The sequence below is a fragment of the Pseudomonas sp. 58 R 12 genome, assembly GCF_900005865.1.
Taxonomy (GTDB): domain Bacteria; phylum Pseudomonadota; class Gammaproteobacteria; order Pseudomonadales; family Pseudomonadaceae; genus Aquipseudomonas; species Aquipseudomonas tritici.
Window position 1 is genome coordinate 38,355 of sequence record NZ_CVTP01000028.1, and the last position, 23,612, is coordinate 61,966.

Genomic DNA, 23,612 nt, shown 5'->3' on the forward strand with positions numbered 1-23,612 from the left:
CTCATACGAGGTTTAGATAACCATTGTTTCCTGGCCTGCAGAGGCGGGCCGGGTGGTTATCTTTCCTTGGATGGGAGTGCCGATCGTGGCTAAACCGACTAAACCAAACACAACAGGCTCAGCGAATACAACGGCTTCGGGCCGGGGCAGCTCGGCCGGCGTTCCCAAAAAACCAGCCAACCAATACCTGTTGCCGACTGTAAAGAACGCCACGACTAACAACACGTTGTATCCGATAGATGCAACGGCGGGGACGACGGTAACGTGCCCGTCAGCGATTCCCGCAGGCACTCAAATTACGCTGAGCGTGGCGATCAAGGGCCAAGAAGCCAATCCCGTTTTCACCGCCATGACCCAAGGCACCGGAGCGCCCAATGTCGAGGTAAATGTTCCCGCATGGGTCATTGGCTATTGCATCGGCCGGACCGTGATCATTTGGTACAAGACGGCGGCGGGTGAGTCCTTCCGGCTGGAACTCTTCATTGAAGTGATCAAGCCTGATGACATGCCTGTTCCCAGGTTCACCGACCTGTCCTTCGTTGACGGCTCCTGGTGGCTGGACATGGCCACTTTTCCAGGCGATGCCGGCGTCGAATTGTGCGATTTGCCCTTTATCGCTGCCGGGCAGCGCATATGGTTTGAAGCGGTTGGCAATGAACACCATGCACAGCCGCGTTTCTTCTGGATTCTTGAAAATCATGTCGTGACGGAAGAGGAGGCGCAGAGTGGCTTCTGTTTCCTGTTGGGCATCCTGCGCGCGTGGCTGGCTGAAAATGACGATTATTCGTCCGTCACCACGGGGGTGGGCATCATCTACTCAGATGTTGAGGCCACCGCACCTGAGGACCCGCGAATTTCCCGGCTCCCGGGGAACGCGCAGTTGTCTCGACGAGCCACGGCTAACCTGCGAGTGCGTGAGCCGGAGTTGACGCTGTATGCGCCGACTATCCGGGAAGCCGTGTATGTCGAGGGGAAAGGGTATTTGATCAACCCGGCGAATACCGTCAATGGGGCCCATGTCGTGGTGGCGTACGACGGCATTAAACCCGGTGATAAGGTATGTGTAGAGTTGGCAGGTACGCCGGGACCAGGCACTCCGGTATTGGCGTGTCAGGTCGTGCAGCAGGGGGAGACCAGCCTGTTGTTCGGCGTGCCTGCTTCGGCCATCAGTGCGAACTTCGGTAAACCCATTAAGGTGTCTTACACCGTCCTTCGTGGCAGTGTGTGGCCTTCGTCGGAGTTACTGGCTCGGGTGCTTGAACCCACCGGATTGAGCGGTATAGACGTTGATGAAAAAACCGGCGGTAAGATTTGCCTCAACACTTTTCCCGGTGACGCTACGGTCAGGGTTTCGATTTGGGATTACATTGCCTTAGGGCAAACCGTTTGTTTGTGGATAACGGGAGAACTAGGAGACGGCAGCCCATTTCACTGGGACATACTCACTGCTGAGACCGTAAAACCCGAGTGGGTGACCGCTGGCGTGAGTGCGGCACTGATTCGGGATGAGTTGGAAAAACTGGCCGACTGCCAGGTATTCCAGATTCATTTTTCAGTGAGCTTCAGCGGCTCGACCCAGATGGAGGACGCAATTGCATTCCTACCGTTGTCATTGGAAATGGTTCAGAAAGACCTCGAGCTGGTGGCGCCTTCGGTGCGAGAGGCAGTCGGTAATTTATTGACCGTCTGGAATGGCCGTGATGGCGTGACGGTGAGAGTGGCCTATGACGGCATGTGCGATCGCCACACCATCGCGTTGTGCTGGGAGCAAGCGGGTGGTTGCCTGGCGTTAGCTCCCCAGCCGGGAGACTCCGTTGCGGGCTATGTGGACTTCCATATCCCTCGCGCAGCGGTCATTCATGGGATTGGCAAAACAGTGCCGATCCGCTTCAGTGTCGTTAGCCGTTGCAAGCACGCGACGTCGCCGGATCTTGAGTTGGAGATCAGTGTGCCTGTGTGCCTGCCGACGCCGGTAGTGCCTCAAGCTACGCCGCCTGCGACGCAGGGTGGCATTCTGGATTTGGCCTCCTTTCCTGGCGATGCATCAATCACCGTTTCGGCCTGGTGGTTCGCTCTGGCGGGACACCACGCCTGGTTGAAATGCACCGGCACAAATAAGGACGGGAGCCCCCGCACGTTCTACGCGGTGCAAGGCAGACGGCTCACGCACGACGAGGTCCTGAACGGGCTGGCAGCACCTTTGATCCGAGCAGAGCTGGATGGGTTGAAACACGATTCCTCTCTGACCGTCACCTGTCTTGTCGCATCCGATGGCAGCGAGCATGAGAGCGGTGCGACCATTTTCCCAGCGCTGAAGCTGACTATCAAGCGACCTTTGATTTGTGGCATCGAGCGTTTCGAATCACTGCCGCTGGGTACTTTTGGCGTGGGTGGGAGTGTGCAGACTTCTTTGATGAAGATCACCTTTGCGTCGGGCTCTGGTGTGGCGGGTATAGTCACGTACGCTAATGATGAGTTCTATTCGGGCAAGCACTTTGTCATGTGTGAAAACGTCGACAATCAAGTTCCGCCACAACTGCACCGAATTGACTTCGTCCGGCCATTGGAGTCCGTCAAGTTTGCCTGGGCCTGGAAACAACAACCCGCGACGGTCGTCTATTATGATGAAGGCGGTAAGGTCATAACCAGTGTCGATTATCCTGACGATTGGCGAGGAGGTTTCTGGGTCGAGCATGTGACAGAACCGGGGACGGCTATCAGTTGGTTGACCATTCTTGTGCGCGACTATTCGTTTATCGATAACTTCCATGCCTGCTATCGAGACTGAAGTTATGACGTCGAAGATTTTGAGTTTGCCGTTGGTCGGGGAAGTCGTGAGTTGGCGGCAGAACTGTCAGATCTGACAGTAGCCAAGATTTCTCATCCGAGCGTTAGATAACCGAAGTTTCTGGCTGGCCTGGCCAGCCTCGACGGTTATCTAACGTTGGACAGGAGTCTTATCGTGGCTAAAAAACCGATCTCTAAAAAAACCTCCCCAGCTCAGGCTATGAGCGTTGCGCCCGCCCCATCAACCAAGGTGGCCACGGCTGAATTACCCTTTGCAATCATCCAGTACGCTACGAACAATAGTCTGCTTTACCCTCTGGATGCAGCCCAAGGTACGACCGCGACACTGGCGCTTCCCGCAGGGAGCGCGCAGGTCATTGTGCATTTCGCTATTAAAGGCCAGAGCTGCGCGACGTTCCCGCCGATCAGTGTCGCAAGCGGTGATGTAGCCGATATTCCCTGGCAATGGATCAGTACCTGTATCGGGCATACCGTGCTGATCTGGTACGAGGCCGTTGTCGGTGGTGCACACAAAGAGTCACTGGTACTGGAGCTTGAGATTCAGGACGTCCGCGAAGAGGATCTGCGTGCGTCAATGCCTGGGTTCGCGCATGCCGAATTGGAGTGGGGCACGTTGTGGTTGAACATGTTCAATTTCACGGGGAATGAAACGATCCGGGTCAAGGCCTGGCCGATGATTCGGGCGGGCTCGCGATTGTTTGTTGTTGTCGCCGGTAATGAGCAAAATGTACCACCTGAATTTTGCTGGGCAGCCTTTGATCACGTAGTAACTGACGAGGAAGCGCATGAGGACTACGTGTTTGAGTTCTTCTTGTCGCGCCCATGGTTAGCACACTTGGATGATTACACGTCCTGTACCTGCCATCTGGGGGTTATCTGGGACGGTTGTCACCCTGAGGCTCCGGTGTCGAATGTGAACTCGCTGCCTAGAAACGCTCAGGATTTCCACCAGCGTTCTACGGTGCTGCTGCGCGTCGATCCTGCGCTGGATTTGAATCCGCCTCGTCTACAGGAAGCGGTGCAGATATCCCCGGGTAACTGGCAGGTCAACCCGGCCAACACCACCCAGGGCGGCCATGCATTAGTGACCTACCCAGGCATGACCGAAGGTGATCATGTTTGTATGCAAGCCTCGGGGCCGAATTATGGGCCCTTATCGCTCGGTTGCCAGGACGTGAAGCTGGGCGATGTAAGTCTTTCATTCGAAGTCGCCCCTGAGATCTTCGCAGCCCTGTTCTGCCAAACGTTGACACTGATCTATAGCGTTCAATTTAACAATTACCTGCCTCAGAACTCTCCCGGGTGTGTAATCCAGGTGCTTGGTCCTCAGTTGACCAAGCTCTGTATCGAACAAGCAACGGGTGACACCCTCGACCTCAAGACATTCGACGACGATGCAACGGTGCTGGTGCCTATCTGGGACTACGCTGCTGTCGGGCAATGTGTCTGGGTTTGGATTAGCGGAACCCTGGAGGGCGGTAGCCCTTACCAATTCTTCATCCTGATGGATGAGCCGCTGACTGCAGGCTGGATGACTAATGGCGTCGACGCCCCCATTCCCAGGGCTGAACTGCAAAAACTAGAAGATTGCAGTGACTTTGAGCTGCATGCGGCGGTGAGCTTCGATGGCAACTGCGATCTGGCGACGGCCCTCGAATTTCCGGTTCAGACCTTCAGTATCGATCAGGTAGATTTTGCGTTGAATCCGCCTGAAGTGCGCGAAGCTGTGGGCAATCAACTGACGATTTACAACGGGCGGGACGGGGTCACCGTCCGGGTGGCCTACCCACACATGAGCAGCAGGCATCAGATCCAGTTGAACTGGAAACGATCAGATGGCACTGATGTGCCGTTACCCCCCAAACCGGGCAACTCCAATCCGGGTTATGTGGACTTCAGCGTTGCCCGCGAAGAAGTGATTCATGCCGCTGGCAAGACGCTGACGCTCAACTACACCGTTACCAGTGCGTGCAAGCTTCAGACATCGGGGGATTTGGATCTGGAGTTCAGCGTGCCTGTACGTCTGACGACGCCGGAAGTGCAGCAGGCAACGCCACCCGCCACCCAAGGCGGCATTCTGGATTTACGTACGTTTGCCGGGGACGCTCGCATAGGCGTGCCGGACTGGTGGTTCATGCTGGTCGGGCAACGGGGCTGGCTGGAGTGCTCGGGCCCGCTGTGGGATGGATCGGTCCATACCTTTAAGGTGATGGACGCCGAGGTGATTACTGCAACGGATGTCACCAACAGTTTGTCGCGTGTACTCAAACGGCTCGAATTGGATAAATACGAAACCGGCGCTAAATTGACCTTCACATTCAGGCTGACCGCGGATGGCAGCGCTAATATCGATGAGGCCATCCCTTTTCCACCGTTGAAGTTGATCTTTCGCAAGCGCTTGCTTGACCAAACGCCCTTCGATCCAAACAGGAAAGGGTGGAATGGTTGGCAGAGAGGTGCGGGCGCCACCGATCCCAGGGATCTGGTGCTCAAGTACGGTCCTTATCCTTGGGAAACGGGGATGGGTTATTGGTTGGTAGACTGGGGATATACGAATACATCCAACCCGGCAACGCAAAGTGAGAAACTGTTCAGGATTTTCACCAACCTGGAGCCGGGGAACTCCTATACGTTCCATGCATGGATCCGCGATTCTGTTGGCCTACCCTTGCCGCCTCGCATGGCACTCACAGTGAATGGGAAAGACATAACCCCAGTAATCGAACCTGGCACAAACTGGTTTTTACTGGAGGGCAAGTTTGTTGCTGATTCAAGTACGGCCAGGCTTGGCATTGATAATCGCAGGATGGGAATAGATCCCGCCAATGATTTTGATGTGACATGGATCAGGGTGTTTGAGGGAACACTCTGATTTTCCGAGACGATGTAAAGATAGGGCCTTCACTGTGTGAAGGCCCTTTTCGTAAGGCCGTTGAGTAACTTACCTCGGTTCCAAAATCTTCCCCAATTATTCCGCGAAGGCGCTCGTTGCTGATTACTCGATTCACATTGGGGGTAGCACAATAATGAAGTTATGGCGTTGTGGGATGGTCATTGATCGGAGAGCAAGGGAAATTCGTCAAAACTGTTAATTTTGACAGTAGGCGAAGAAGCGTTAAAAGTGCTCACTAATAGGAGACCTCGGCCTTAGACTGGCTTTGGGTTACAACCCTTGGAACACGGAGTTCTGACCATGGCTAAAAAAATAACGGCGCCTAATGCTTCTTTAAAACCGGTTAATACGCGCAAACCCAAGGCTATCGAGGTTTTAGCCCCAGTGGTTTACAAAGGGGAAGGCGGAAGCATATATCCGCTCGATGCGAAAGATGACCCGCACCTGACCACGGATCCGGACATGGATGGCTCGGATATTGTCGTCACAATTTGGGTTGAGGATGGCGGCGGACCCGTATTCGAAGAGATTGTGGATAGAAGTGGTATTGGTGGCGCCCGGAAAATCCCAATCCCCCTGAACATCCTTACATCGGGTATGGGTCACACGCTGTTGTTCAAGTATAGAGGGAAGGTGGGAGGGAAGGCCGCAGAGTCTCGGGTAGCAGAGGTGGAAGTACGTTTTTACGATGAAATAGACCTTGAAGGTTATGTGCCCCGGTTTGTCCACTCCAAGTCTGTTCACAACACGGATACCTTGGACATGTATACGTTTACCGGGGATGAAACGATCGTGGCGTATGCCCATCCTCTCGTTAAAGCACGCGATCAACTATTCGTGAACGTAGCGGGTGATCAGGACAGCACGCCCTTTGCATTCAAGACAGTGGCTTTTTCTCGCGTTGTGACTGCTGATGAAGCGGTGCCGGGTCATGAGTTCAGACTTTCTTTGAAACGCAGTTGGATGGGACGTCGTCGACCCTGGGGGGCGTTGACGATTCATTGGGGATGGATTTGCGATGGTCGCCACCCACGCCCTCCGGCTAGTGTCGATCCTATCCATGAGACGCGTCTCCCGGAAAACGCACTTGAAGGTCGTCCTCGCCCTACCAGTGCCCTGATTGTCGATCCTCGCATGGGAAATATGCCGGCCCCTCATCTACGACAGTCGACGTTTTACAACAATGAGTGGTGCCTTAACTCTGCGCTCACCAAAGATCGCGGAAATGTAGACGTCCCCGACTTGGAAACCTATGCAGGCGACCAGATCTGTTTTTATGTGGGCGGGCCCGGTCACGAAAAAAAGCCACTCGGCTGCGTGACAATTAAAAATGACGGGGATCCGGCAACCATCGAGCTTTCTGCCTGTGATATTGCTTGTTTTTTCAGCATGTCGATGACGCTGACTTATACCGTTCAATTCGCCAGTAGCGGTGAAGCACAGCAATCACCTGAGCAGGTGGTCAACGTATTGTTGCCCCAATTCACTCATCCAGGGATTGAAGATGCAACGGGTCATATCCTGGACCTCGGCACATTTACGGAGGAAGCGACAGCTTTTGTGGCTGAATGGGATTATGCCGAGTGCTCGGAATGTCGCTGGATGTGGATCACGGGTGAGCGTGAAGACGGCAGTGCTATCCGCATTGATATTTTGGTGGATGCCCCTGTTAAGGATGCCAGAAAAACTAATGGAGTCGCTGCCTCGATACCAAGGGTCGAGCTGCAAAAGCTGGCAGACTGCAGCGAATTTGAGCTGCACTTTGCGGCGAGTTTCTGTGGCAAGTGTGAGCTGGAGGATGCCCACGAATTTCCTGTTCAGACTTTCAAAATCGAGCAGGAGCCTTTGGCACTGATCGAGCCGTCAGTGAGGGAGGCGGTGGCTGACCAATTGACCGCATACAATGGGCGCAACGGCGTACATGTTGAAGTGAAGTACACCGGCAGCAATCCCAAGCACTCCATCATTATCTGCTGGGAGAGACCGAACGGTTCTTGCTGGTTGGTGACCTCCCAACCTGGTAGCACGACGGGCGCGGTGATCTGGTTGCTGCCGTCGGAGGCCGTGATCGAGAGCTTGGGTAAAGTGGTGGAGATCACGTTTACTGTCACCACCGCCTGCAAGGTGCAGACTTCACCGCCTTTGCACTTGAATATCAGTCTGCCAGTGCGCCTGGAAACGCCGAACGTGCCGGAGGCTACGCCGCCCGAGACTCAGAATGCCTCTCTGGACCTGAGAACATTTGCTGGGAATGCCAATTCACACATGAAGGCTATGTGGTTCTTGCGGGCAGGGCAGAAGTGCTGGCTGCAGGCAGCCGGGACGAATAAAAACGGTAATCCTTACTCGTTCAATGTGTACGCGGCCAGAGCGATTAAGGTGGCAGAGGAGACCGCTGGGGTGGCGAGTCCTGTACTACGATCCGAGCTGGACAAGTTGAAGGACGAAAGCAACCTGACCTTAACTTACAGCGTAGCTACAAACGGCAGTTCGACTGCGAATGTGGTGTGCCCTCAGCGGGTGCTGCAGGTGCTTTCGCCGCTGGATGATTTCACATCGTTTGCCGGCAATAACTGGAACGGATGGATTCCCGGACCAGCAGCCCTTGGCGAGATGAGGTATGCCTCGTTTTTTGGCAAGACCTGCGTGGCAAATGGCACCGCGAGTACTGCTGGCGTGGGCAACGTCCTGTATAAAGTCTTCACGGGGCTAGTAGTCGGTGCGACGTATGATTTCAGCATTCTCGCCTGCACCTACAACGGCGCCGCTCCATTGCCAAGGTTGTCTCTGTGGGCCAGCGCAGGTGCTGTTACGCCGGTCACGACCTTTTACAACATGGCATGGACACTGCTGAGGGGCACGTTTGTTGCGAATGCACCAACGATGCAACTGGAGATACGCAGCCATGAGTCGTCAGGCGCTTCCGGCAATGACTATGCGATCACTGATATTCGAGTGAGCGGATAGTCGAAAAGTCGTTTTACCGTGAAAAATGCTCCTGCCTGTTGCAGGAGCATTTTTCTCACTTGGGCCCCATAATCTTCCCCAACTTCTCCGGCGAAGGCGCCCCTTGCTGTTGCTGTAGCCCGCCCTTGTCATCCAGATAGAAAATCGCCGGCGTCGCCGACAATTCCAGCTCCTCCATCAACTTCATATTGGCATCAAGCTTGGCCTCGATATCCGCCGGAATCTTGTCCAGTGCCTGCAACTTGCTGCCTTTACCGGCGGCTTCATGTTCTTCCAGAGCTTTTTGCGGGTCCTTGGCGGCGAGCAGCGCGGCGGATTTGCCTGGGCTGTCTTCGCGGATGATGCCGACCATGATGTGGCGCAATTGCACCTTTCCGGCTTTTACCCACGGGCGTGCCTGTTCCCAGAACATGTTGCAGTACGGGCAGTTGGGGTCGCTGAACAGGTAGACGGTGCGCGGCGCGTTGACGTCGCCGTCCTGGATCCAGCTGCTTTTTTGCATCTTGGCCCAGACTTCCTTGGCCATCGGTGCGTACACCAGTTTTTCCAGGGGCGCGGTGCTGAGGTCGTTGCCCTGGGCGTCGTACAGGTTGCCGGCGATCACGTTTTTGCCGTCGGCGGTCAGGTACAGGGCCATGCCGCGGTTCTGGTACTGCGCGGCGTAGCCGGTGAGGCCGCTGGGGGCGTCGAATTTGCCGAGGATCTTCGCGCCCTTGGCCTCGATCTGTTTGATCGGCGCCGGCCAGTCTTCGGCCTGGGCCAAGGTGGCGGCGAGCGTCAGCGGCAGCAGGGTCAGCAGGTGGCGGAGGCGGGGCATGTCGGTTTCCTTATTGGAGCGGTTTCGAAGGGTTCCATGGCGCGGGCCAGGCTGGCTTGCGACAGTTCGCCCAAGTGGCTGTTGATCAGGCGTCCATCGGCTCTGTAGAACAAGGTGGTTGGCAAGGCCATCGAGCCCACGGCCTGGCCGAGGCGGCCGCTGGCGTCGAACAGCACGTTGTCGAGGGTCAGGCCCTGAGTCGCGAGGAAGGTGCTGACGCTTTGCATGCTTTCTGCCTGGTTGACGAACAGGAAGGTTACGTCGGGGCGTTGGTGTTGGGCGCGTTCCAATACCGGCATTTCGCGACGGCACGGCGGGCACCAGGTGGCCCACAGGTTGATCACCAGCGGGCCGCCCTTGTAGTCGGCCAGTTGCACCACGTCGCCGTTGGCATTGCGCAGGGTGATGTCCGGCAGTTGCGAGCCTTTGTCGTAGAGGCTCAGGGATAAACTGGTCATGCCCCAGAACACCAGGCCGGTGATCACCCCGGCACTCAGGGGCTTGCGCAGGGCCGGACGACGCCAGCCGTAGGCCAGGGCGCCGACGACCAGAGCGATCACGCCGGGCCAGGCGAGGAAACCGCCGTCGCGCAGGTCGACCATCTGCAACGGGTCGTGGCGGTAATCACTCCAGTACATCAGTACAAAGCTGACGCGAGCTACCAGCATCGCCAGCAGGAACAGGCTGAACAGCACCGATTCCGGGTTTTCACCGCCACGCTTGGCCACGCGCCAGCCCACCAGAGTGGCGAGAATCAGCGCGGTAATCAGCAGCAAGTGATTCAGGGCGATGGCGAAGGTGCCGATGGTCAGGGTCAGCATTCAGAGGGCGTCCCGGGTGTGCGTCCAGCGTTGCAGGAAGGTGACGGCATCGACTTCGCCGGTGATGCGTTGGGCGCGGCGCTCTTCACCGTCCGGGCCGATCCACACGAAGCTCGGTGGGCCAGGGACTTTGTAGCGGCCGAGCAGCGCGCGGCTGGCGGCGTTGTCGGCGGTAACGTCCAGGCGCAGCAGGCGCACGTCCTTCAGGGCGTCCATGACCTCGGGTTTGCCGAAGACCTGTTTTTCCATGATCTTGCACGACACGCACCAGTCGGCGTAGTAGTCCACCAGCACCCATTGGCCCTGAGCCTTGGCGCTGTCGAGTTGGCTTTGCAGCACGGCGGGATCGTTGATGGTCATGAACGCGTCGTGGGCGGTCGGTGCAGCGACGGTCCGCGAGCCGCTGTAGACTTTCAGCGGTTGCCACAGGTCATCGCTGCCACCGGCTGCGCCGACCATCAGCACGGCGCCCCACAGGCCCAGCACCAGGGAACCGGCGCCAAACACCTTGGCCGCGAGGCCGTATTCGCGGGCCAGCGTCCAGCCGCAGTAGGCCATCACCAGCGCGAGTACGCCCCACAGGCCGATCCACAGGCTTTCGCCAACCACCGGGCGCAGCATCAGCACGGCGGTGCCGAGGAACAGGAAGCCGAAGACACCCTTGAGCACGTTCATCCAGGTGCCTGGCTTGGGCAGGAAGCGATTACCCACGGTGACCAGCAGCAACAGTGGGATGCCGATGCCGATGCCCATGGCGAACAGGATCAGGCCACCGTGCAGCGCATTGCCGCTCTGGGCGATGTAGAGCAAGGCGCCGGCCAGCGGCGCGGTCATGCACGGGCCCACCAGCAGGCCGGACAGTGCGCCGAGAACCCCGGCGCCGACCAGGCTGCCACCGCTTTGCTGGCGGCTGACGTTGTCCAGGCGGTCGCGCAGGAAGGCGGGCAGTTGCAGTTCAAAGAAGCCGAACATCGGCAGGGCAAGGATCACGAACAAGGCGGCGAAGCTGCCGAGGATCCACGGGGTTTGCAGCAGCGCGGCTAGATTGCTGCCGAGCAGCGCGGCCAACACGCCCAGTGCGGCATACACCAGCGCCATGCACACCACATAGCTGCTGGCCAAGGCAAAACCGCGACGTGGGCTGGCGCCACTGCCGACGACCAGACCGGCGAGGATCGGCAGCATCGGCAGCGAACAGGGGGCAAACGCCAGCAACAGGCCTAGGCCGAAGAACAGCAACAGGCTCCAACCCAGGCTGCGTTGTTGCAGGCCACTGGCCAGGCTTTGGTCCTGAGCTTCGGCGGTCGCTGCGACGGCCGGGTTGCCGCCAAGGTCCACGGTGATCGACTGCGGCGGATAACACAGGCCCGCATCGGCACAGCCCTGCCAGCCGAGCTTGATCTGGCCGGTTGCGCCGGCCGGGATCTTCACTTCCAGGCCTTGGCGATACACCTCTTGGTCACCGAAGAATTCATCGCTATGGGCCTCGCCTTGCGGCAGCGTGGGCTTTTCAGCCAAGCCATCGAACTTCATGCGCTGCTTGTACAGGTAATAACCGTCGGCAATCTGCCAATACAGCTGGGTCTCGCCACTTTCAAGACGTTCGGAGGTAAAGGTGAAGGCTTTGCCCACCGGAAGGAAATCGGGTTTGGTCTCAAACGGGTTACCAGGCGCGGCCTGGGCAAACCCTGCGAACAACACCAGCAGAAAGGTAAACAGATGCCGCATGGTCAAGCCTTAGTTCGATGCAAGTAGGCACACAATGTGTGGCGTTGATTAACCGATGATTAACCGAGGCTATTCTAGAGGGAGTGTGGACCATTTAGCGGCATAATCTGCGCTTAATCCGCTGCACTTCTAATCACCCCCATCTTTCATGAAGGGTTCACCATGCACGTACTGGTCTGTGAAGACGACGAACTGATCGCCAGCGGCATCGTGGCCGGCCTTACCGCCCAGGGTTTTACCGTCGAGCGCGTGGCCTCGGCCGGCGCGGCGCGCGCCATGCTCAAGGCGGCGACATTCGACATCATGGTGCTCGACCTCGGCCTGCCGGACGAAGATGGCCTCAAGCTGCTGCAACAACTACGCAGCCAGGGCCTGGAAATCCCGGTACTGATCCTGACCGCACGGGACTCGGTGACCAACCGCGTCGACGGCCTCCAAGCCGGCGCCGACGACTACCTGCTCAAGCCCTTCGACCTGCGCGAACTTGCCGCGCGCCTGCAAACTCTGCTGCGGCGGATGGCGGGGCGCAGCGTCAACCTGATTGAGCACGGTCGCCTGGCCTACGATCCGAGCAGCCGCGAAACTTTCCTGGGCGGCCAGCCAGTGGACCTGTCACGCCGCGAACAGGCGCTGTTGCAAGCCCTGCTGCATAACAAAGGCCGTGTGCTTTCCAGCGAGCAACTCAAGGACAGCGTCTACGGCTTCAACGATGAGCTGGAAAGCAACGCGCTCAACGTGCATATCCACCACCTGCGGCGAAAATTGGGCAATGGCATTGTCGAGACCGTGCGCGGCCTCGGCTATCGCCTGGGCTCGGCCGACGGGGGCGAGGACGCGTCGTGAAAAGCCTGCGCCTGCGATTGACGTTCAAGCTGGGCGCCGCTTTTGTGCTGATCTGGGCCCTGGCGGCGGCCTGGATGCTCAGTGACCTGCGCAACCAGATGATGTTCTCCCTCGACCAACGCCTGGTGGCGTCGGCGCGCATGGTGGCGGGGCTGACCGAGCAGATGCCGGGCCTCGCCAGTGTGGGCGGCGGCGCGCATTTCCATGGGGCACAACTGAATGTTCCGGGGGGCATGGCGTGCCAGGTCAGCTCCTTGCGCGGTGAAGTACTGGCGCGTAGCCACGCCACGCCGGATGAAGGGCTGGAATCGCGCCAGAGTGGTTTTCGTGACCAGGTGATCGATGGCGTCAACTGGCGCAGTTTTACCCTGTCCCGTGGCGACCTGTTGATCACCACCGCCGACCGCCAAGTGGAACGCGAGGCGCTGAACCTGTCGATCCTGCTGGCCGCGTCGGTGCCGGTGGGTGTGGCGATGCTCGGCTGCCTGTGCTTGTTGTGGCTGGGCATCGGCCAGAGCCTGCTGCCGCTCAACCGCATGCGTGACGCCTTGATGCGGCGCAGCGCCGACTCTCTCGAACCGCTGCAGATCCACCCATTGCCCAGCGAACTCAAACCGCTGCTCGACACTCAGAATCAACTGTTGCAGCGTATCGCCAAGACCATCGAGCGCGAACGCCGCCTCACTGGCGACGCCGCCCACGAACTGCGCAGCCCCTTGACGGCGATCAAGACCCACCTGCAAGTGGCGCGCATGACCGACGGCGCGGCCCGCGATCAGTCCCTGGCCCATGCCGAGGCGGGCGCCGACCGTTTGCATCGCACCCTGGAGCAGTTGCTGTTGCTGGCCCGCGTGGAAGGCAGCCTGTCATTCGACGATGGGCTGCAGTCCAGCGCCGAAGAAGTGGCGCGCCTGGCGATCCAGGATGCGAATGCCGGCGACAATTCGCGCATTGACCTGATCCTGCCGGACAACCTTTCGGCCACCCCGGTGGAAATGCCTGTGGGCCTGGCAGTCGCAGCCCTGCGCAATTTGCTGGACAACGCCTTGCGTCATACGCCTGCGGATACGCGGGTGGAACTCAGTGTATTCACCGACACCGACAACGTGGTGTTCCGCGTGCGTGACCACGGCACGCAGATTTCCGCCGATGACCTGCAATACCTGACCCAACGCTTCTGGCGTAATGGCAGCAGCGAAGGCTGCGGCCTGGGGCTGGCGATCGTGCAAGCCATTGTGCAGCGGTGTTCCTGTTCCTTGAAATTCGACAGTCAACCGGATGGCCTGCGCGTCGACCTGGGCATGCCGCTGCGGCGCTGATCACTTTTCTTTCACGTGCCAAATAGTTACCGCCTTCCTGAAGTTCAAGCCTTCAGGATGGCGGTAATTTTTTTGCGCTTGAACGGGCTGAACGACTCTGCCTGTATTGAAAAGGACGGTTCTTATGTTGGTCATCGATACCAGTTTTCCTGCTACAGGCTTCAACGAACGTAACGGCGAGCCTGTGGGGCAGGTCATCCTGCATTACACCGCGGCGCCTTTTGGCTCCTCCCTGCGCACCCTCACCCAGGACGGGGTGAGTGCGCACTACTTGCTGCCCGACCCAAAAGATCCCAGCTACCGCGCGGCTGGCTATGAAGAGTTGCGTGTCTTCCGCTTGGTGGAGGAAGACAAGCGCGCCTGGCATGCCGGGGTCAGCCATTGGGCAGGGCGCGATAACCTCAATAGCCGCTCGATTGGCATCGAGATCGTCAACCTGGCGCGGGATGTCGGCGGCGTGTTCACGTTCCCTGAGTACGGTGAGGAACAAATTGAGGTGTTGATTGCGCTAGTGCGCGACATTCTCGGGCGTTACCCACAGGTTGGGCCCACGGACATCCTCGGGCATTCGGACGTGGCATACGCGCGCAAGAGTGATCCTGGCCCCAGGCTGCCTTGGCAGCGCTTGCATGAAGCGGGGCTGGGGGCCTGGTTTGATGAGGCGACGCGGGCGATGTATCAGCGACGCTTTTGTGTCGGGTTGCCACCGGAAGCCGAGGTGGAGCGGGCGTTTCAGCGGTTCGGGTACGCACCTGCAAAGAACCGGCAGGGGTTTCAACAGCGCACGCGAGCGTTTCAGATGCACTTCAGGGCGCGGGATTATTGTGGGTTTCTGGATGGCGAGACCTGCGCGATTTTGTATGCGCTGAATGAAAAATACCGCGGGCTCTGATACTGGCTGCTCTTCTGTGGGAGCTGGCTTGCCTGCGATGGCATCGACCGGATTTTCCTGATACGCCGAGTTGACCGCATCACAGCATAGGTATCGACACCTCCAAAGCGAGCCACCCGCGTAGCAGTGAGAAATGTGTAGATACGGGTGCCCGAGCTGCGGTCTATAGGCTTTTCGCGACCGGAGGAGTAAATCCCGTCGGCGCTGGTGCGTTTCCAGAACAGTAAATCCGTTCGCACGCTCCCTCGGGGCCAGACGCCAGCGGATCGGCAGTTTGGTCACCACCATCAGCGTATTGAGGGATCGAGAAATGTCAGTCGCTACCAGCCGTATCGAAGACGCCCAGGTGTATGAAACGCTCTACCAGTTCGACGAAACCCCGCTGCTCGCCCGCCAGCGCCAGCAGGAGTCCAACGCCCGCAGCTACCCACGCCGCATTCCCCTGGCGCTCAAACGCGCCAAGGGCATTTACGTGGAAGACGTGGAAGGCCGCAGTTTCATCGATTGCCTGGCGGGCGCCGGCACCCTGGCGCTGGGGCACAACCACCCGGTGGTGATCGAAGCTATCCAGCAAGTGCTGGCCGATGAACTGCCGCTGCACACGCTGGACCTGACGACGCCGGTCAAAGACCAGTTCGTGCAGGACTTGTTCGGCCTGTTGCCACCAGCGCTGGCGCGGGAAGCGAAGATCCAGTTCTGTGGCCCCACCGGCACCGATGCCGTGGAAGCCGCGTTGAAACTGGTGCGCACCGCCACCGGTCGTAGCACCGTGTTGTCCTTCCAGGGCGGTTACCACGGCATGAGCCAGGGCGCCTTGAGCCTGATGGGCAGCCTGGGGCCGAAGAAACCTTTGGGCGCCTTGCTGGGCAACGGCGTGCAATTTTTGCCGTACCCCTACGACTACCGTTGCCCGTTCGGCCTGGGTGGCGCGCAAGGCGTGCGGGTCAACCTGCATTACCTGGAAAACCTGCTGAATGACCCAGAAGCTGGTGTGTTGCTGCCGGCGGCGGTGATTGTCGAGGTGGTGCAAGGCGAGGGCGGTGTGATTCCGGCTGATCTGGACTGGCTGCGCGGCCTGCGCCGCATCACCGAGCAAGCGGGTGTGGCGTTGATCGTCGATGAAATCCAGAGCGGTTTTGCTCGCACCGGCAAGATGTTCGCCTTCGAGCACGCCGGCATCATCCCGGATGTGGTGGTGATGTCCAAGGCCATCGGCGGCAGCCTGCCGCTGGCGGTGGTGGTCTATCGCGACTGGCTCGACACCTGGCTGCCGGGCGCGCATGCCGGGACGTTCCGTGGCAATCAGATGGCGATGGCGGCGGGTTCGGCGGTGATGCGCTATCTCAAGGACCACGACGTGGCCGGCCATGCGGCCGCCATGGGCGAGCGCCTGGGCGAACACCTGCGCATCCTGCAGCGAGACTTTCCGCACCTGGGGGATATTCGCGGTCGCGGGCTGATGCTCGGCGTGGAACTGGTTGAGCCGGATGGCGCACTGGATATCCAAGGCCACCCACCCGTCCATCGCCAACTGGCGCCGCTGGTGCAGCGCGAATGCCTCAAGCGCGGGCTGATCCTGGAACTGGGCGGTCGACATGGCAGCGTCGTGCGTTTCCTGCCGCCGCTGGTGATCACTGCCGCGGAAGTTGATCGGGTGGTGGATATCTTCGGTCGCGCGTTGGCAGCGGCGGTCGCCAGCCTCTAATTTTTTTGCAACTTGATACGTTTCTACAGATATCAGTGCTGCGTGCAGTGCGCAGCCGGCCTTTTAGCGATGGAGAACAGCAATGACCTCAGTATTTGACCGCGACGACATCCTGTTTCAGGTAGTGGTCAACCATGAAGAACAGTACTCCATCTGGCCCGACTACAAAGCCGTGCCGGAAGGCTGGCGGACCGTGGGTAAGAGCGGCATGAAGAAAGAGTGCCTGGCCTACATCGAAGAAGTCTGGACCGACATGCGCCCGCTGAGCCTGCGTCAGAAAATGGACGGTGCCACGCTCGCCTGATCTGTAGTGAGCGGGCTTGCCTCGCGCTGGGGGGCGAAGCCGCCCTAAAACCAGGCGCCTGAATTCTGTCTGGCAGAACGCGGTGGCCGGATTGGGGCGGCTTTGCCACCCAGCGCGGGGCAAGCCCGCTCACTACAATAGCGGTCAGTTGGCGTACAGGTAATCCGTCGCCAACGACGCCAACGTCCTCACCCCTACCACCAACGCCGACTCATCCACAAAGAACCCTGGATTGTGATTCGGCGCAGCTTTGCTCATGTCCTGATCCCGCGGCGTCACCCCCAGGAACACAAACAGCCCCGGCGCCTCCTTGGCATAAAACGAGAAGTCTTCCGCGCCGCCCACCAGCGGGCCCTGCACCACATCATCCTGGGCCGCCCAGCGCAGGCTTGGCAGCATCTTCTCGGTCAGCGCCGGGTTGTTGATGGTGGGGTCGTACTTCTCGATGATGGTAACTTCAGCCTTGGCACCGCCGCTTTCGGCGATTTTCTCCACGGTCTGTCGTACGTCTGCGTGCAGTTTCTGGCGGATGCCATAGTCGTAGGAGCGAATGGTCCCGGCCATGTCCACCGACTCAGGAATGATGTTGTAGCGCGTACCGCCATTGATGGTGCCAATGCTCACCACCGACGGAAACGACGAGATGTCGGTGCGGCGGCTGACCACGGTTTGCAGGCCGACAATGGTCTGCGCGCCCACGGTAATCGGGTCAATGCCATCCCAAGGGCGACCGGCGTGGGTTTGCTTGCCGAGGATCTTGATGCGCAAGTCATCGGAGCTTGCCAGGGTCGGGCCCGGGCGATACGCAATCCGGCCGGCGGGCACACCGGCCCATACATGCAAGCCAAACACCGCGTCCGGCTTGGGCGCCTTCATCACGCCTTCCTGCACCATCATTTTGGCGCCCCAGGTGTTTTTGCCGTCGGGGATGAAATCACTCGGGCCTTCCTCGGCCGGCTGGAAGTAGAACACCACGTTACCGGGCAGGCGTTCACGCATGCCGGTCAGGATCTTTGCAGTGCTCAGCAGAATGGCAACGTGGGCGTCGTGGCCACAGGCGTGCATCACGTCGACTTCCTTGCCCAGGTAGGTGCCCTTGGCTTTTGAGGCGAAAGGCAGGTCAGCGACTTCCTTGACGGGCAGCGCGTCCATGTCGGCGCGCAGGGCGACGGTCGGGCCGGGCAGGGCACCTTTGAGCACGGCAACAACGCCGGTGCGTGCTACGCCGGTTTTCACCTCGAGGCCGAGGTCGCGCAGCTGCTTGGCGACCAGCTCGGCCGTGCGGGTTTCGGTATTGCCCAATTCAGGGTGGGCGTGAATGTCGCGACGGGTTTCCAGCAGCGCCGGTTCAAGGATTTTTGCCTGCGCGGCGATTTCCTCCCGGGCACTGTCCTGGCCGCTGCTGGCGGCAATCACGGCACTGCTGGCGACCCCGCACAGCATGCCGAAAACCCATGGGTGTGTCAGACCGGTTAAACGCATAAGGACCTCTCCTGAGTTTATTGTTGTAGCGCTTTCTCCTGCAAAGTGCCGGCGGTGACCACCTGCACACTCAAGCGCGGCGTCGCCAGGTCCAGCCCGGCTTCATCCAGATGACGCTTGAGCGACAGGTTGAACGCCCGCGACACTTCCCACTGCTTGATCGGCGCCGTCTTGAAGCGCGCACGTAGAATCGCACTGCCTGACTCGAAGCTCTCCACGCCCTGAATCTCCAGCGGCGACCAGATGTTGCGGCGCTGCAGTGGGTCGTTGCGCATTTTCTGGCCGACGTCGCGCATCAGCTTGATGGCGTCGTCGATTTCCATGTTGTAGGGGATCGCCACGCGGAAGATCGCATAGCCGAACTCCCGCGAGTAGTTCTTGATGCTCTTGATCTCGCTGAACGGGATGGTGTGCACAATGCCGTCGATATCGCGCAGGCGCACGGTGCGGATGGTCAGGCCTTCCACCGTACCGAGGTGGCCGCCGACATCGACATAGTCATCGATGGCCAGGGAGTCTTCGATGATGATGAACAGGCCGGTGATCAAGTCTGCCACCAGCGATTGCGCACCAAAGCCAATGGCCAGGCCGATCACACCGGCACCGGCCAGCAACGGCGTGACGTTCATGCCCATGTTCGCCAGGGCAACAATGGCAGCGATGATAAAGATGGTCACAAACAGCACGTTGCGGATCAACGGCATCATCGTCTGCGCGCGGGCATTGGCCAGGCCTTTGCGCGAGCGGGTGAGCGCGTGGTGGATCGCGGTGTCGCTGAGGATCCAGATCAGCCAGGCAAACAGCAGCGTGCCGCCGAGGCCGAACAGCTTGACGCTGATTTCATGCCCGTCGCCTTCGGTAAAGCGAATCAGCGACAGGCCCCAGACCCGCAGGCCCAGTTCGATAAACACCAGCCAGACCACCAGATGCGCCAGGGTATAGACGAAGCTCTTCAGCCGCTCGGAGTACAACGCATGGCGTTTGTGCCCGCGTTGCGGCTTGAGCGCATGGCGGCGAACAAGGCCATTGATCACCATGCACAACACCAACAAAACGGTGCACAGCAGCGACTGGCGCAATGCCGTGCTGGTATCGCCGGCAGACACGAAGGTGGCGAACAGCGAGATGCCCACCAGCAGCAAGGCCGGGATGTACCAGAAGGAGCCGATGATTTCGATGGTGTCGCTGAGTGCCCTGCGGGTCAGGCGACGGGACAGCGGCTGGTTGCGGATCAGGTGGGCGATGGGCCGGCGGAAACGCAGGATAAACACACCGGTCGACAGTGCTGCCATGACATTGGCGATCGTCGCGGCAGTGTGTGACAGGTGCTGGCCCAGAGCCAGGACGAGGCGCGGGTCGCTCAAGGCCTCACCGAAGGCGGCAAAGCTGCCGATCCACCACAGGGGGCGGAACGCTTGGTGACGCAGGATGTACAGCGCGCGATGGCGATGCGGGCCGTCGAGCACCGAAAAGGCAATCACGCAGATGGCAGAGAAGCAGGTACCGACCACCAGCGCGTAGGCCAAGACCATCGCCAGGGATTTGCCCAGGGACGAGGGCAGGGCATAGCTCAGGTAGACCGTGATCACCAGGGCGATCAGCCATGGGCCGAGCTTGCGCAGCGCGAAGCGCACCATGTCCCAGGTGCGTGGGTGTTGCGGCAATTCTTCGGGCAGGCCGAAGCGTTCGCGGACACGGTGGCTGAGCCAGATCAGCGCGGCGGCGAGCAGGCTCCACACCGCCAGGATAAGGGCAAACCCGAAAATGATCGGCAGCCATTCGTTGGCCGGCAGCATCAGCGCACTGAGTTCTTCTTTGGCCAGGTCGACTTCGTTGGACCAACGCCCCACCGGGCTGTCTTCGCCGGAGAACTGCTGCTCAAAGCCCGACAGCGTACTGCCGATGAGCCCCAGTACGCCTTGCTCGGCGGCGGGCTGGGCTTTTTGCGTGGCGGCGCGCAGCTTTTTCAGGTCGCTCAGCAACTGAGTGCGCTGCTGGTCGTTTTCCAGGGTCTTGATCACCTCGTCCAACGACTGCCCCAGTGGCACGTCGGCCTGGGGCTGGGTTTTGCTGTTGTTACCCAATAGGCCGGGCAGGCCCACGGCTTGGGCAGGCGTGAGCGGCAGCAAGGTGAGCAGGGCAATCAGGCAATAGCAGGGCAGGGCAAACAGACGGGAAAGCACGAGGCGGTCAACCTTGAAAACGACGGGTTGAGCGAGTGTACGAGTGCAATCGTCATTCGGCCAGTTTGGCGAGGATCTTGTACACCACGGTGCCCAGGATCAGCAGCATGCCGACCCACATGCCGAAGACGCCGAGGGGCTTGTCACGAAAGTTGAAGCCTACAGCCAACAGGATCATGCCGATCAGAATCGGGATAAGCATGGCGTGGAAAGAGGACATGGAGATCATGGTGCGACGGCCTTGTCGGAGTGGGAATACTGACAAGTCTAGGTCGGATCGCAGAAAGTGCAGGTGATGCAGATCAGGTGTGCACAGAACCAAATGTGGGAGCGAGCAAGTCCGCTCCCACATTTTAAACCCCATCCGGCCCTGAATCAGGGCAGGTCACGGCTCGCATAAAACGCACCCAGTACCTTCACCAAATGCGCCAGGTCATGGCTGCCGCACAGCTCACGAATCGAGTGCATGGCAAACGTCGGCAAACCGATGTCCACGGTGCGCACGCCCAGGTGGCTGGCGGTGATCGGGCCGATGGTGGAGCCGCAACCCATGTCGCTGCGCACCACAAAGCTCTGCACTGGCACTTCCTGTGCCATGCACAAGTGACGGAAGAACCCTGCGGTTTCGCTGTTGGTGGCGTAGCGCTGGTTGCTGTTGACCTTGATCACCGGGCCCGCGTTGAGCTTGGGGCCGTGATTGGCGTCGTGCTTCTCGGCGTAGTTTGGGTGCACGCCGTGGGCGTTGTCCGCAGACACCAACAGAGATTTCTGAATGGTGCGTACGAATTCATCACCCTCTGGTAGCAGGCGACGCAGGGTCTGTTCCAGCATCGGGCCATCCGCGCCGCACGCCGAGCAGGAGCCGACTTCTTCGTGGTCGTTGCACACCAGCACGCAGGTTTCATCGGTCTCGCTGGTGAGCAAGGCTTGCAGGCCGGCGTAGCACGACAGCAGGTTGTCGAGGCGCGCGCCGGCGATGAAGTCACCGTTCAGGCCAATCACGGCGGCACTTTGGGTGTCGTAGAAGCTCAACTCGTAGTCCAGCACTACGTCGGCGTTCAGCCCGTGTTCCCGTGCCAGCTGCTCAGTGAGCACGGCACGGAAGTCTACGCGCTCGTCACCGGCAAATTGCGCGAGGATCGGCGGCAGCTCGGTCTGGGCATTGATCGGCCAACCCTGGTTGGCTTCACGGTTCAGGTGAATGGCCAGGTTGGGGATGATGGCGATGGGCAGCTTGAAATCGATCAACTGGCTTTCGACCTTGCCGTCACGGCGGAAGGTCACGCGGCCAGCCAGGGACAGATCACGGTCGAACCACGGCGCCAGCAGTGCACCGCCATAGACTTCCACACCCAACTGCCAGAAACCCTGGCGTTGCAGCTCCGGCTGAGGTTTGACGCGCAGGCATGGGCTGTCGGTGTGGGCGCCGACCAGGCGAATACCGCCCTGCAGCGGCGAATGGCGGCCAAGCTTGAAGGCAATGATCGAGGAATCGTTGCGGGTCACGTAATAGCGCCCGTTGGCTTCGGTGGTCCAGGTCTCGCGCTCGTCGAGACGCTGGAAACCGGCCGCTTCCAGGCGCTGGGCCAGGGCGGCAGTGGCATGAAAAGGAGTAGGGGAGGCCTTGAGGAAGTCGATCAGGCCTTGATTCAACGCTTCGCGCATAAATAGCTCCAGACAGCAGTGCGCGGAGTTTACCGTATTGGCTCGCGATTTGGCGTGAAGCTACGTTCTTGAGCACCACACAAAACGACTGTGGGAGCTGGCTTGCCTGCGATAGCGGAGTGTCAGCCAATACATTTGGCACAGATAGACCGCTATCGCAGGCAAGCCAGCTCCCACATTGAATGCATTTGCAGCGTTAGAACGGGGCGGAGCACTCGAAGCGCAAGCGCTCGCCGCTCTGCGGATGCGTGAAGCTCAGCATGCTCGCGTGCAGGCACAGGCGCGGCCAGGCAGCCAAGGCTTGTTCGTGGGCATAAAGACCATCACCGAGCAGCGGGTGGCCGATGGAGAGCATGTGCACACGCAACTGGTGCGAACGCCCGGTAATCGGCGTCAGCTCGACGCGGCACCAATCGCCGCAACGTTCCAGCACTTTCCAGAAGGTCAGCGCATGCTTGCCAAACTCGTGGTCGACCACATGGCGTGGCTTGGTCGGCGGGTCGTAGCGCAGGGGCAGGTCGATACTGCCGCTGTCCAGTTCCGGTTGGCCCCAGGCCAGTGCGGTGTAGGCCTTTTCGGTTTCGCGGTCGTGAAACTGGCGGGACAGTTCGCGGTGGGTATCGGCGTCCCGGGCCAGCAGGATAATCCCCGAGGTTTCCCAGTCCAGTCGATGGACGATGCGGGCTTCGGGGTAGCCGTTTTCCTGCAGGCGGGTGATCAGGCAGTCCTTGTTGTCATCGGCACGGCCAGGCACCGAGAGCAGCAGGGTCGGCTTGTTCACCACCAGGACAGCGTCGTCCTGATGGAGGATGTGGATATTGGACAACGGCATTAAACAGCCTCGCAACAAACGCCAACGGCGGCTCGCCCACCCGGCCCTTAAAAGGGATCAGGGTGAACGAGCCGCCGTGGCGGCCGCCTTTTCGATTAACGATCAGGCAGGGTGATATTGAGTTCCAGAATCGAGCAACTGCCGTCATTTTCCAGGGCGACATGCACGTCATCGTTGCCGATATTAACGTACTTGCGGATTACCTCGACCAGTTCCTTCTGCAAGGCTGGCAGATAATCCGGCGTGCTGCGTTGGCCGCGTTCGTGCGCCACGATGATCTGTAGACGCTCTTTCGCTACCGACGCGGTACTTGGCTTTTTGTTGGCGCGAAAGAAGTCGAGAAATTTCATTGT

The 23,612-nt window shown here is 59.5% G+C and carries 17 protein-coding genes; 8 read left to right on the forward strand and 9 right to left on the reverse strand.

The features are described from left to right. Window positions 1–85 precede the first annotated feature (85 nt). From BFP95_RS24470 to BFP95_RS24480, 3 genes are all read left to right on the forward strand, one after another. Complete coding sequence (locus BFP95_RS24470) at window positions 86–2,788, forward strand: hypothetical protein (RefSeq protein WP_256534313.1); 2,703 nt, start codon at window positions 86–88, stop codon at window positions 2,786–2,788. 174 nt (window positions 2,789–2,962) lie between these two features. Further along, window positions 2,963–5,680: a hypothetical protein gene (locus BFP95_RS24475; protein ID WP_065910840.1), complete on the forward strand. Its 2,718-nt coding sequence runs from the start codon at window positions 2,963–2,965 to the stop codon at window positions 5,678–5,680. A 321-nt stretch (window positions 5,681–6,001) separates the two neighbouring features. After that, entirely contained in the window at window positions 6,002–8,668 is a 2,667-nt protein-coding gene (locus BFP95_RS24480) for a hypothetical protein (protein WP_065880794.1), read from the forward strand. Between the two features lie 55 nt (window positions 8,669–8,723). Here BFP95_RS24480 and dsbG read toward each other — a convergent pair whose 3' ends face one another. Genes dsbG through dsbD form a run of 3 tightly spaced genes read right to left on the reverse strand, consistent with a single transcriptional unit; the run spans window position 8,724 to window position 12,034 of the window. After that, on the reverse strand, window positions 8,724–9,485 hold the full coding sequence (gene dsbG, locus BFP95_RS24485; RefSeq protein ID WP_065873395.1) for a thiol:disulfide interchange protein DsbG: 762 nt from the start codon (window positions 9,483–9,485) through the stop codon (window positions 8,724–8,726). Beyond that, window positions 9,461–10,306 carry a TlpA disulfide reductase family protein gene (locus tag BFP95_RS24490; protein ID WP_065910841.1) on the reverse strand — a complete coding sequence of 282 codons (846 nt, stop codon included), beginning with the start codon at window positions 10,304–10,306 and terminating at the stop codon, window positions 9,461–9,463. The genes dsbG and BFP95_RS24490 overlap by 25 nt, the downstream gene beginning before the upstream one ends. Next, window positions 10,307–12,034, reverse strand: a complete 1,728-nt coding sequence (gene dsbD / locus BFP95_RS24495) for a protein-disulfide reductase DsbD (protein WP_065880797.1) — start codon at window positions 12,032–12,034, stop codon at window positions 10,307–10,309. 162 nt (window positions 12,035–12,196) lie between these two features. On the opposite strand from dsbD, the gene BFP95_RS24500 reads away from it, so the two are divergent. The 5 genes from BFP95_RS24500 (at window position 12,197) to BFP95_RS24520 (ending at window position 17,097) form a co-directional block, all read left to right on the forward strand. After that, a complete protein-coding gene (locus tag BFP95_RS24500) occupies window positions 12,197–12,877 on the forward strand; it encodes a response regulator (RefSeq protein WP_065873392.1) in 681 nt (226 codons plus the stop codon). After that, window positions 12,874–14,196 (forward strand): ATP-binding protein, encoded by a 1,323-nt coding sequence (locus BFP95_RS24505; protein WP_065873391.1) that lies wholly within the window; start codon window positions 12,874–12,876, stop codon window positions 14,194–14,196. The genes BFP95_RS24500 and BFP95_RS24505 overlap by 4 nt, the downstream gene beginning before the upstream one ends. 124 nt (window positions 14,197–14,320) lie before the next feature. Further along, the gene (locus tag BFP95_RS24510) at window positions 14,321–15,088 is read left to right on the forward strand and encodes an N-acetylmuramoyl-L-alanine amidase (RefSeq protein WP_065873390.1); all 768 of its coding nucleotides are present in this window, start codon (window positions 14,321–14,323) and stop codon (window positions 15,086–15,088) included. A 310-nt stretch (window positions 15,089–15,398) separates the two neighbouring features. Next, complete coding sequence (locus tag BFP95_RS24515) at window positions 15,399–16,793, forward strand: aspartate aminotransferase family protein (protein ID WP_065880798.1); 1,395 nt, start codon at window positions 15,399–15,401, stop codon at window positions 16,791–16,793. A gap of 82 nt (window positions 16,794–16,875) precedes the next feature. Continuing rightward, window positions 16,876–17,097: an MbtH family protein gene (locus tag BFP95_RS24520; RefSeq protein ID WP_065873388.1), complete on the forward strand. Its 222-nt coding sequence runs from the start codon at window positions 16,876–16,878 to the stop codon at window positions 17,095–17,097. A 144-nt stretch (window positions 17,098–17,241) separates the two neighbouring features. On the opposite strand, the gene BFP95_RS24525 is transcribed toward BFP95_RS24520, so the two are convergent. From BFP95_RS24525 to minE, 6 genes are all read right to left on the reverse strand, one after another. After that, window positions 17,242–18,579, reverse strand: coding sequence for an amidohydrolase (locus BFP95_RS24525; protein ID WP_065873387.1), 1,338 nt, complete (start codon window positions 18,577–18,579; stop codon window positions 17,242–17,244). Window positions 18,580–18,596: 17 nt separating this feature from the next. Continuing rightward, window positions 18,597–20,762, reverse strand: coding sequence for a mechanosensitive ion channel family protein (locus BFP95_RS24530; protein WP_065910842.1), 2,166 nt, complete (start codon window positions 20,760–20,762; stop codon window positions 18,597–18,599). A 52-nt stretch (window positions 20,763–20,814) separates the two neighbouring features. Continuing rightward, entirely contained in the window at window positions 20,815–20,982 is a 168-nt protein-coding gene (locus tag BFP95_RS29845; RefSeq protein WP_175406705.1) for a hypothetical protein, read from the reverse strand. A gap of 155 nt (window positions 20,983–21,137) precedes the next feature. Next, a complete protein-coding gene (locus BFP95_RS24535; RefSeq protein WP_065873385.1) occupies window positions 21,138–22,427 on the reverse strand; it encodes a M18 family aminopeptidase in 1,290 nt (429 codons plus the stop codon). A 196-nt stretch (window positions 22,428–22,623) separates the two neighbouring features. After that, entirely contained in the window at window positions 22,624–23,259 is a 636-nt protein-coding gene (locus BFP95_RS24540; protein ID WP_065873384.1) for an RluA family pseudouridine synthase, read from the reverse strand. Between the two features lie 95 nt (window positions 23,260–23,354). Continuing rightward, window positions 23,355–23,609, reverse strand: coding sequence for a cell division topological specificity factor MinE (gene minE, locus BFP95_RS24545; protein WP_003175252.1), 255 nt, complete (start codon window positions 23,607–23,609; stop codon window positions 23,355–23,357). Window positions 23,610–23,612: the final 3 nt, after the last annotated feature.